This is a genomic window from Limnofasciculus baicalensis BBK-W-15, assembly GCF_024178385.1.
Lineage (GTDB): Bacteria > Cyanobacteriota > Cyanobacteriia > Cyanobacteriales > Coleofasciculaceae > Limnofasciculus > Limnofasciculus baicalensis.
Genome location: NZ_JAMZMM010000208.1, coordinates 1 through 10824, shown reverse-complemented (window position 1 = coordinate 10824; position 10824 = coordinate 1). Strand labels below are relative to the sequence as shown.

The 10824-nt window shown below is 41.4% G+C and carries 8 protein-coding genes; 2 read left to right on the top strand and 6 right to left on the bottom strand.

Annotated features, from left to right (window positions below):
* Positions 1 to 107 precede the first annotated feature (107 nt).
* The 3 genes from NJ959_RS18770 to rpsP all read right to left on the bottom strand — a co-directional run bounded on the left by NJ959_RS18770 (position 108) and on the right by rpsP (position 1884).
* Positions 108 to 1073 carry a PhoH family protein gene (locus NJ959_RS18770; protein ID WP_254013265.1) on the bottom strand — a complete coding sequence of 322 codons (966 nt, stop codon included), beginning with the start codon at positions 1071 to 1073 and terminating at the stop codon, positions 108 to 110.
* Between the two features lie 183 nt (positions 1074 to 1256).
* Complete coding sequence (locus NJ959_RS18765) at positions 1257 to 1643, bottom strand: KH domain-containing protein (RefSeq protein ID WP_254013264.1); 387 nt, start codon at positions 1641 to 1643, stop codon at positions 1257 to 1259.
* A complete protein-coding gene (gene rpsP / locus NJ959_RS18760; RefSeq protein ID WP_254013263.1) occupies positions 1627 to 1884 on the bottom strand; it encodes a 30S ribosomal protein S16 in 258 nt (85 codons plus the stop codon). Before rpsP ends, NJ959_RS18765 begins: the two co-directional genes overlap by 17 nt.
* A gap of 384 nt (positions 1885 to 2268) precedes the next feature.
* Here rpsP and NJ959_RS18755 point away from each other — a divergent pair, with 384 nt between their 5' ends.
* Positions 2269 to 3711, top strand: a complete 1443-nt coding sequence (locus tag NJ959_RS18755) for an MATE family efflux transporter (RefSeq protein ID WP_254013262.1) — start codon at positions 2269 to 2271, stop codon at positions 3709 to 3711.
* Positions 3712 to 3931: 220 nt separating this feature from the next.
* Here NJ959_RS18755 and NJ959_RS18750 read toward each other — a convergent pair whose 3' ends face one another.
* The 3 genes from NJ959_RS18750 to ffh form a co-directional block, all read right to left on the bottom strand.
* Positions 3932 to 5260 (bottom strand): aminotransferase class I/II-fold pyridoxal phosphate-dependent enzyme, encoded by a 1329-nt coding sequence (locus tag NJ959_RS18750; protein ID WP_254013261.1) that lies wholly within the window; start codon positions 5258 to 5260, stop codon positions 3932 to 3934.
* Positions 5261 to 5389: 129 nt separating this feature from the next.
* Positions 5390 to 6697 (bottom strand): DUF3326 domain-containing protein, encoded by a 1308-nt coding sequence (locus NJ959_RS18745; RefSeq protein ID WP_254013260.1) that lies wholly within the window; start codon positions 6695 to 6697, stop codon positions 5390 to 5392.
* An 88-nt stretch (positions 6698 to 6785) separates the two neighbouring features.
* Positions 6786 to 8231 (bottom strand): signal recognition particle protein, encoded by a 1446-nt coding sequence (gene ffh, locus NJ959_RS18740; protein WP_254013266.1) that lies wholly within the window; start codon positions 8229 to 8231, stop codon positions 6786 to 6788.
* A 493-nt stretch (positions 8232 to 8724) separates the two neighbouring features.
* Between ffh and NJ959_RS18735 the strand changes: the two genes are divergently transcribed.
* Entirely contained in the window at positions 8725 to 10761 is a 2037-nt protein-coding gene (locus NJ959_RS18735) for a cache domain-containing protein (protein ID WP_254013259.1), read from the top strand.
* Positions 10762 to 10824 lie beyond the last annotated feature (63 nt).

The following is a 10824-nucleotide window of genomic DNA, read 5'->3' as shown; positions in this document are numbered from 1 at the left end:
CTGGTTTGGAAGCCTACACCATACCTGTACCCAGGTTGGTGTAGGAGATGTCACTCTGCAAAGCGCTTACCCTCCGGGAAGGCTTCGCCTACATCCCCGGACTAAAGTCACGGGGCTTTCAGCGACTCATCATTGTAAGCAGCGACAATTTTTTTCACCAGAGGATTACGCACCACATCTTGAGTAGAAAGTTCGCAAAATGCAATACTTTCAATAGGGCGGAGAATTTTCCTGGCTATGACTAATCCTGAATCTTGATTTGGAGGTAAATCAGTTTGAGTGACATCACCAGTAACAACCATCCGAGAAGCAAAACCCAAGCGAGTTAACACCATTTTCATTTGCGCCGGAGTTGTATTCTGTGCTTCATCGACAATCACAAAGGCATTATTAAGAGTACGCCCCCGCATGTAAGCCAAAGGAGCAACTTCAATGATACCTCGTTCCATCAAATTAGCAATTTTCTCAGGCTCAATCATTTCATACAAAGCATCGTAGAGGGGACGGAGAAATGGATTGATTTTCTGTTGCAAATCTCCTGGTAAAAACCCCAACTTTTCACCCGCTTCTACCGCAGGTCGTGTTAATATTAATCGTTCGTACTGATTCGCGAGTAGCGCCTGAGCCGCGATGACAACTGCTAGAAAAGTTTTACCTGTTCCCGCAGGTCCGATACAAAATGTGAGATCGTGGGTTTGTAATGCTTTAATATATTGCCGCTGACGGAAAGTTTTGGCACGAATTACATCACCTCTGCGGGTACGTGCCAGAATATTTTGATGTAAATCTCGTAACTCATCCTGACGGTGGGTATCCAAAGCTTGACAAGCGGTTTGGATATCTGATTCGGTAATCCTTTTCCCTTCTTGCCAGAAAGTATCGAGCGATCGCACTAATGATGATACACGCTCAACTTGCTTTGCCGTGCCAGACATCAGCAATTCTTGCCCCCGCAGCACCAGAGTTGCACCAGTTTGCTGAGATAAGATTTTTAGGTTATCTTCCCGCTCGCCAGCTAACGCGATCGCACTTTCATTACTCGGCAGTTCTATTATCTTGGATACTTCACTCAAAGTTTGTTATTGGTTATTTGTTGTTTGTTATTGGTTATTTGTTGTTTGTTATTGGTTATTTGTTGTTTGTTTTTTCAAGTTATTTTAGATCCACTTTTTGATTAGTATTGCTTATTCACCAACAACTAACAACAAACAACTAACAACCAACAACAAATAACCAACAACCAACAACCAACAACTTTAGAAACGAGGTCTAGGTTCAGGTTTACTCGGTCTTGATGGCGGACGTGGCGGACTCCTTCTCGCAACGAATCTGCCACCATTAGAAGGTTCAGAGCGAGATTTCCCCTCAGCCGACTCATCGTAGATATCCAGATGGACTGATTGTCCTGCTGCTTGTGCTGCTGCTTGGATTACAGTTCTAATCGCCTGAATATTACGACCCCCCCGACCGAATACTCGCCCTTTCTCCTCGCCGCCAAACGCTAGCCGAATCCAGATTCGCTCGTTAGCATTTAACTTCTCGCAGTCTAGACTGAGGGAATTCGGTGACTCTAAGAACGGCTCTATCAAAAATCGTACCAGATCGACATAATTTGGACTGGTATCGTCAGCTCTTTGCAGCATTGGCTTGTTCGAGGATATTGGCTTTTCGGAGAATACTCCGCACTGTTTCTGTCGGCTGTGCCCCATTTTGCAGCCACTTGACAATTGCTGGAGCGTTTAGTGTGGTTTGATGGGTTCTGGGATTGTAGAAGCCCAATTCTTCAAGTGGACGACCATCCCGGCGAGAGGTGCTTGGCGCTGCCACAATTCGGTAGCTGGCTTCGCCTTTTTTGCCGTATCGTTTTAGTCTTAGTTTGATCATGTTGCAGAATAATTCTCCTGTTTGATTTTAAGCGATCGCTAGGGACTTCAGAATACTCCAAGTCATGGCGCTCCTGACATGACTACTGATTTCGGGAATTATAGTATAAAAAATCACATATACTATAAACTAAATTACGAGGTTATAGCTACTGAGATCTTGCACCGTTTCCAGGAGCGACAGAATTCTCTTCTTATAATAAAACAATTTCCTTGTCGGGTAGGCATCTTGCTTCCTCGATCATAAACAGGACTTAGGGAAAGACTCTATCTGTAGCGTATGAGCTGGTGGTATAACGGATTATCCACACTATTAGTAGCGGGGCTGCCTAAGTCCTGACAAAACAAGATGTAAATAGCAATTTGGATCACTATTGGCATAATTATGAGCTTAAGCACACCACCATCTGAAAAGTCAACAATCCAATCAGAAATTCTTGCCACCCTGCAATTGGCGGTTCCATTGGGGGGGATTCAGTTATCTGAGGCTGCGGTTGGTTTTGTCAATACGGTCATGATGGGGTTATTGAGTCTTCAATCCCTTGCTGCTGGCGCTCTAGGTGTAATCACCTTCTATACCCTGACTTTTATTTGTATGGGGATTGTGGAGGGAGCAAGTCCACTTGCAGCAGAAGCCTTTGGCGCTGGAAAAACGGATCGCATTCGCCAACTCTTGGCTCAAGGAATCTGGCTAGTCGCTTTTCTCTGTTTACCGATGATGTTGCTAACTTGGCATCTTGATTCCATTTTAAGCCTATTCGGTCAAGAGGAAAACATCGTACTTTTGGCGAAAACCTATTTACGAGCTATTGTTTGGGGTTTCCCGGCGGCGATTGGCTTCTTCATCTTGAAGGAAGTTGCCACTGCTATCAATCGCCCTCAACTTATTAGCACCATCGCGCTGATTTCCATTCCCCTTAACGTTATTGCTAACTACGTTTTAATCTTCGGTAAGCTAGGCTTGCCAGCTTTGGGATTAGCAGGGATTGGTTTGGCTGGCATTTTTGTCTTCTGGGTGAAGTTCCTTGCTGCGGCTGCCATACTTGGTTTTCATCCTGACTTTAGGGAATATAAGCTATTTGCTTCTCTAGGGTTCAATCGAGATATATTTGCCCAACTCTGGCAAAATGGTTGGCCTGTTGGTTTGGAATATGCCGCTTCGATGTTGTTATTTACCGTTATTGCTTTGTTGATGGGTTCTATAAGTACAACTCAGCTAGCAGCAAATGAAATTGTCGTGCAAACCATAGAAGTGTCTCTGATTGTGCCTATGGCAACTTCTTACGCTGCTATGACGCGAGTCGGACAAAAGATAGGTCAGAATGACTTTACTGGCATAAGGACAGCAGCATTTTCAGTAATTGTCATTGGTGTTGTAGCAATAAGCATAATTGATTTGGCTTTATGGCTTTTTCCAGGGCAGATTGTGGCGATTTATTTAGATGCAAGTAATCCCGATAACACTATAGTAATTAAGACTGCCATCCCTCTAATGAGGATTGCAGCATTGTTTCTCATGGCTTACGGACTTAACTTGATCGCTATAGGTATGTTGCAAGGAATGAAGAATATTCGCTTCCCTCTATTGATCGACATACCCATTATCTGGTGTGTTGGAATGGGTAGCGGTTACCTCCTTTGCTTCCATCTTAATTGGGGATCGATGGGCTTATGGTTAGGGCTAACAATAGGAATGACGTTAGCCACAGCGTTTTTAATCTATCGTTTTTATCTTTCACTTGCTGAGATTATTGAATCTAACAAGGCTACAGAAGTTATAGACCAAGGTAAATCAACTGAGAATGAGCGAACTCCTATATTGAAATAAGTTTATTCAAGGATATTTGTCAAATATTAAATAACGGGGTTTTATTTAACAACTGTTCAAACATCCTCTTAATCCATCTTCGCAGATTCAGCAACTGAATCTTTGATTTCTTGAACAAAGTTCCTGCCAACAATAGCTGCTAAAAATTTCAGTAGTTATATTAGACTCTTTTACTTCTGTTTTGATACAGAACATATCTGATTCTCCTTACTTAAGCTTCTCAAGTCATGACTTCAACTAAAGTATCTGGCATTATCCTCTCAAGATGCCAATCAGTAATTTCTTCCCCAGGTATTAAGACGGGAACGCATGGAGGAATTTTTTTAATGCTATTGCAACTAACCATTCCCTTGGCTTCCTCAAGAGAAACTTTCTTTCTTGTTGATGCAAAAAAAGCCTCCCTTGGCAAACAGCGCATAACCGGAGTACGAGCCAAAATACGTTCATCAAAAAATTGTCCTGTTTCTCGATCATCAAGAGTTTTATAAACCTGCTCAAGTACTGTGGCAACATGAGCAAAGTCATCATCTGTATTTTGAAATGAGAAAATTGATAATACTCCTTTTTTATTCGAGTATTCGCAATCAACACCACGTTCAAGCAGAAGAGCAGCAATTTCCTCACCTGTGGCGCGATCGCTATAAAGGAAAAGCTTTAATGGATCGCGAACCTCGGCATCATAGGTTAAGACATTGCCAAAATTATCAAGCAGATATCGTAATTCTTGACATTTCTGAGCAGCCTTGTGGAAAAGAGACTTTCTCTCATTGCCAAAAGCTAGGTGAATGGCTTCTTCTATGCTTAATAGCAACAGGTTGCTCCGGGATGTCGTTTCAAACACCGACAACGCTGTTATGACTTCATCCTCTGTAATCTTTGAAGTTTTAGGTAAATGAACTAAGGCTGTTTGAACAAGACTACCAACAAATTTGTGCAAGCTATGGATAACCAAGTCAGATTCTTGGGCAAGCGCTGACAAGGTTTCTTCCTCTAAGAAAGGAAAATGAGTGCCATGGGCTTCGTCGATAATAAATTCTATATTTTTCTCTCGACAGTATTTGGAAATACTTGACAAATCAGTGATTATGCCATCATAGCTTGGATATGTTAACAAAAGTGCTGTAACTTCACTTCCTGCCGTTTCTAATGCTTGAATAACTTCTGCTGCTGTTGGCATTAAGGAAAATGAAGGAATAAACAAGGGATCTAATCCTGCCATGATAAATCCGTGAATTACTGACAGGTGACTATTGAGACCAATTGCGACTTTTCGATGCTTTCTACCTAGTAATGTACAGGCAACTAAAATCCCTTGTGTGGCTCCTCCTGTGAGAAAGAATGTATGGTTAGTCTTATATAACTCAGCAATAGATTTTTCTATGTCATAAAACTCGTTACGGTTAAAGAATGGTAAGTCGTAGGCGTAGATGCGATCGCTAAAATATTCCGATTCCCTTCCCACTCCTTGATGAGCTGGAGTGTGAAGTCGAACTTTCACGTCTGGGTAATAAGATGCAATCATCTTATAGGTAGACAATTTATCATTCATAGAGATTTTTATGGGATATTGATGGATGAAACTCAACAATAGCAATGTTTTGATGGGTTTCGCTGTCGCTCTACCCATCCTACGAATAACGATCGCGATCTACTTAGCCGCCAACCAAGAGACTTGATATTACATAAAAATTGGCTCGATTGGGAGTATTGGTCGTCTGGTTGCTTCAGGAACAATTCCATGTCGTAAAGCTAGAAGTAAACCAGCAGCTTCCATGTAACTATTCACGTAGTAAATCTTTCTCTGCTCGTGGTCAATATCGAGGGCTGTGGGAGTTACTTCATAGTGTGTGTGATTGCCCCGAACCAGAATAATTGGAATATTTTGTTCAAGAGAGGCAAAGAAGGGAATATTACCTACAGTACTCTCCGGCATGACCACTGCTGAGACATTTTCTACGGAAATTCCCTGACATCCTGATGGTAAAGGAGTATCGAATTTGGCAAGGCGCGGAGAGCGCGTCAATCCCTTCAAAGTCGAACAAATAAACGCACTAGAGCATAACTCTGCCCCATCCCGTGGGTCTCCTAAAGTCCCCAGCATGATCTCAGCTTCATCTAACAGTAATGGAGAATGAGCAGCAGTAAACGGATAGAAATTAGTTGTCATGTGAGTAATAATTGCTTCTGCTCCTCCCCAGGGATTTGGTATACCTCCTAACTTAAAATACTGGTTACGAATTTCCTCCTCAACTAATAGAGTTGTGGAGAAAGCAACGGCATTAGTATCTGTTTGAGCAACAATATCTAATGCTTTCATCAACTCATCAATTCCGTCAAATCTCCCAGACGCATGACCGTAAGCAGAGAAAGTACATTCAGTTCTAACTTCCTTACCAGTGACCACAACCGGATGTATATTGATTCCTCCCACAGTTCTTAGTGCATTTAGGGCGTTGAGAATATTATTCAAAAATTTCTCTTCGGTTTTCTCAATAATCACCCCAATATTGGTGCGAGTTTCTGGAATCAGAGTGGTGTGCCCCAATAATAAATGGCAAATTAGATTCCCTTCAAGATAAAGGACATTATCGCTAGCAAAATAGAGGTCAGAAGCTGTAACTGAGTTGGGATTAACCACTAAGTAATCACAAGCTTTTGCTAATAGATTTACACTGGGAGTAGCATCACCAGCAAAGCCGCCAATTTCTGCACGGACTCCTGTCGGCACTATACTTACAGCGACAAAAGGTTTCTCTGAAGTAATTTGACGTGGACGAATATCTAATAAAGAAGGCCATACAGGTTTTCTGTCTGTTTCGAGAAAACTGCTTTCAAACACCAACTTTCCGTCACGCAGTGCGGTCAGAATCAACCTGATAGGTGTTCCAGGTAGTCCCAATTCTTCGATTCGATTGGCAATTTCGCTCCAAACTCTTTGCTTGGAAGGGCATTCTATTTCAAAATCTTTCGTGAAAACTTGAGACACTATTACACCCCTTGTATTAATTGATACAAATTTCTCAACCGCTTAATCAGTATATCAGTGGATACGAATTTTTCAACCCGCTAATCATTCAAAGTTGACCAAATCCCTTCTTTTTCTTGTCCTTTTTCTTTTTCTTCGGCTGCCCGCCACCGCGCCAACCAGGACCTTGACGACCACCGTCACCCATACCACCCATACCACCAAACATATCGCCCATACCAGGCATTCCGGCTAGCTTACCTTGACCCATTTGCTGCATGAGCGATCGCATTTTCGTAAATTCACTCACTAAACTACCAACATCTCGCTCTGTATAACCGGAACCTGATGCAATTCTACGGCGACGACTGGGGGCACTTGCCAGCAAGTCGGGGTTTTTCCGTTCTTCCATAGTCATGGAGTTAATCATTGCCTCGGTTTGCTTGAGCTTGGTTTCTCCTTTTTGGAGTTGGTCACTACTTAGCTTACCCATACCGGGAACCATCTTTAGTAAACCGCCGAGGGAACCCATATTTTTCAACAACCGCATTTGCTTCAAAAAGTCATTGAAATCAAATGTAGCTGCGAGCATTTTCTCCTGCATTTTGGCAGCATCAGCGAGGTCAATTTCCTCGGTAGCTTTTTCCACCAAGGTAAGGACATCGCCCATCCCCAGAATTCGGGATGCCATCCGGTCAGGATAAAATGGTTGGAGTGCTTCTACTTTTTCCCCAACCCCGACAAATTTAATTGGTTGACCGGAAATGCGTCGTACTGAAAGGGCTGCACCACCTCTAGTATCGCCATCTAACTTAGTGAGAATGGCTCCGGTAATCCCAATTTTTTCGTGGAAGGTGCGAGTTAGATTTGCCGCTTCTTGACCTGTCATTGAGTCTACTACCAGTAGGACTTCATGAGGTTTGACGGTATTTTTAATTTGGACAAGTTCCCCCATCATCGCTTCGTCGATGAAAAGCCGTCCTGCGGTATCGATAATGACAGTATCGACACCCATTTCTTTGGCTTTAGCGATACCCTGACGAGCAATTTCTACAGGGTTAGTATCAGTACCTAGTTCAAATACAGGAACTTCAATTTGTTGACCTAGTGTTACCAATTGGTCAATAGCCGCAGGTCGATACACGTCGGTAGCAACCATCAGACAGGTGCGGTTTTCCTTCCGCAGGTGGAGGGCTAACTTAGCAGTGGCAGTAGTTTTCCCTGTTCCCTGTAACCCTGCCATGAGTACGACTGTTGGCGCAGTCTCAGCTTGGGCGAGAGGGACATTAGTTTCCCCCATCACCTCGACTAGCTCATCGTAAACAATTTTGATAAACTGCTGATCGGGACGGACACCAGAGACAACTTCCGCGCCCTGTGCTTTGGTTTCGACTTCGGCGATAAAGTCTTTAACGACTTGCAGGTTCACATCGGCAGATAATAAAGCGCGACGGACTTCCTGTAAAGCGTCTTGAATATTGGTTTTGGATATTTTATCCTGACCTTTGAGTTTCTTCCAGGCTTCTTCTAAACGTTCAGCTAGAGCATCAAACATATTAGTGGTTGGTTGTTGGTTGTTCGTTGTTGGTTGTTCGTTATTAGAGTTGGTAAGGAGCAAAATCTTTCTTTGCTACCCACTACACCCCATAGACCATAGCCTATTCCCAAGTCAGTTTAGCAAATTTTGGTTATCATTTCTCTTAACTTCATGGCAAGTGAGGAGGAATGGTGAGAGGGTTGTCAAAGTTTGATGAATAATGGAGTGCGGCGGAAATAAGCATTGGACATCTCCCAAATATAATCGGAAACCCTTGTTCTTTCTAAATTAGATCCAAATAGAGGAAGGTGTCTATTATAAATAAAATCGCATAACATTGCTTTCGATTGCCATGATTATATTATAATTTTTCTGTAACTGATATAGCTCCATGCTATAAATTCTCAATAGGTAGGTAAAGATGGAAATGAATAGACTTAATGCTAGACGATCTAAGCTCGTATTTTACCTATCAATATTCCTATGTGGAACCAGTTTATTATTTTTGAGCATGGAGGTATCTTGGTACTGGCGACACCAAAAAAAACGCCTGGAAGCAGCAAAAATTGAAGCAAAGCAAACCGCAGTCCAAAGTAGTAAAGAGATTGGTGAAAAGCTGCAAAAACTCCAAGATACTGCTAATGGCATTGCCAGTGATTTAACATCAGGTAGTTTGACTAAGGAGCAACTATTAGACAGGCTGAAAAAAGACTTAGAGAAAAATCCTGACTTCTTAGAAATAGGTGCTGCTTATACACCTTTCAGCTACGAGCAAAAAACCAGACTATACGCACCTTTTTATACCCGCAAGAATAAGATCGTTCAACAACGTAAAATTGAAGAAGATTACGATTATACCACTCCAGATACGGATTGGTATCACCAAACATTGGAGCGTGGATCATTTTTACCTGAACCTTACTTCGATGAATCATCAAAAGAAATTATCGTCGATTATGATACTGCTTTTTATGAAAGCAACAGAGAAACTAAAGCTAAAAAACCTATTGGTGTTATCTATGCTAATTTATCTCAGGATAAACTGAACGAAAGCGTTAGGGAAATTAAGTTGGGCAAATCTGGCTATACCTTTATTCTTTCCCAGAAAGGAGTGTTTATCTCCCATCCTAGTCTTACTTATGTAAAAGAGCAAAAAACTATTTTTGCTCTTGCCCAAGCGAGTAAAAACCATAAACTGAAAGAAATTGGGGATAAAGCGATTAAGAATCAAAGTGCGGAAATCGATTTTTTCGATCCAGTGACGCAGCAAGAAGCATTGGTTATTTTAGAACCCATTCCCCTGAGAGGATGGACTATGGGAGTCGTTATACTCAAAGATGATAGCGAAACTAGCGACAAAACCAGGCGACAAACCTTAATCCGCATTACCATCGAATCAATTGTATTTTTATTTTTTCTCTCGGTGCTAATATTACGTGCGGATAGAGGCAATATGAAACGTCTTGGGGCTGTTTCCTGTTTGATTAGTCTCTTTTATGTTTCAGGAATCGGATTTATTTGGTATCTGGCTTTAGCCGAGAAGATTTATAATAATAACAGAAATTTGCTCCTCAGCGAAAGTAACGTCAATAATTACCTGAAAGATCGATTTAGTTTAGCAAAGAAGGCAAATCGCAAACCACCTCTATTAATTCCTACAGGACTTTTTGTTCAGCAGATAAAATTTAACAGCGCTAATGATGTATTTATATCTGGTTACATCTGGCAAAAGTATACTGATGGAGTTCATGATGGCGTGTCTCGCGAGTTTATATTTCCGGAAGGGAACGAGATAACGCTAGAAGAAATGTATAAGTATAAAGATAAAGGAAGTGAGGTAATTGGTTGGTATTTTGAAGCAACTTTTCGGGAAAGCTTCGATTTCTCTCACTATCCCTTTGACTTTAACGATGTTTGGCTACGGTTGTGGCCAAAAGATTTTCATCGCCAAGACTTGGATAGAGAAGTAATTCTCGTGCCAGATTTTAGTGCCTACGATTTGATCTATCCTCTTGCCAAACCTGGTTTAGAAAAAGACTTTGTATTAGAAGGTTGGCTCTTGCAAAGTAGTTTTTTTGAGTACAAGTTTAACGACTACAATACTAATTTTGGTATTCCCAATACAGTCTCTCAAAAAGACTATCCAGAACTTTATTTCACCGTTATTCTAAAAAGAGCTTTTCTCGGTATATTGATAGCAAGAATTGTGCCTCTTTCTGTAGTTGCTTTCTTGCTATTTCTAATGATGTTACTGGGAAAAGAAAATGCCACAGAAATTATCGTTGCTTGTGGTGGCTTTATCTTCATTGTCATCCTCGATCAAATTTCGGTTCGACAAGCAATTGCCTGGAAGGGAATTCTTTATTTTGAGTATTTTTACTTCATTATTTATCTGTTCATTTTAATCGTTGCCCTCAATGCGTTACTATGGAAATTGAACAAGAATATTCCTGTAATCAATTATCAAAATAATCGGATACCCAAGCTGCTTTATTGGCCATCCCTTCTCGGTACATTGCTACTTATTACAATCTTTACTTTTTATTAAGTCAGTGGAGTTATTGGTTATTGGTTATTGGTTATTGGTTATTGGTTATTGGTTATTGGTTAT

Excerpts from the sequence above, each read along its gene's own strand:
- NJ959_RS18750 (WP_254013261.1), bottom strand. The coding sequence starts at position 5,260 with ATGAATGATAAATTGTCTACCTATAAGATGATTGCATCTTATTACCCA.
- NJ959_RS18765 (WP_254013264.1), bottom strand. The coding sequence starts at position 1,643 with ATGCTGCAAAGAGCTGACGATACCAGTCCAAATTATGTCGATCTGGTA.
- NJ959_RS18755 (WP_254013262.1), top strand. The coding sequence starts at position 2,269 with ATGAGCTTAAGCACACCACCATCTGAAAAGTCAACAATCCAATCAGAA.
- NJ959_RS18735 (WP_254013259.1), top strand. The coding sequence starts at position 8,725 with ATGGAGGTATCTTGGTACTGGCGACACCAAAAAAAACGCCTGGAAGCA.
- rpsP (WP_254013263.1), bottom strand. The coding sequence starts at position 1,884 with ATGATCAAACTAAGACTAAAACGATACGGCAAAAAAGGCGAAGCCAGC.
- ffh (WP_254013266.1), bottom strand. The coding sequence starts at position 8,231 with ATGTTTGATGCTCTAGCTGAACGTTTAGAAGAAGCCTGGAAGAAACTC.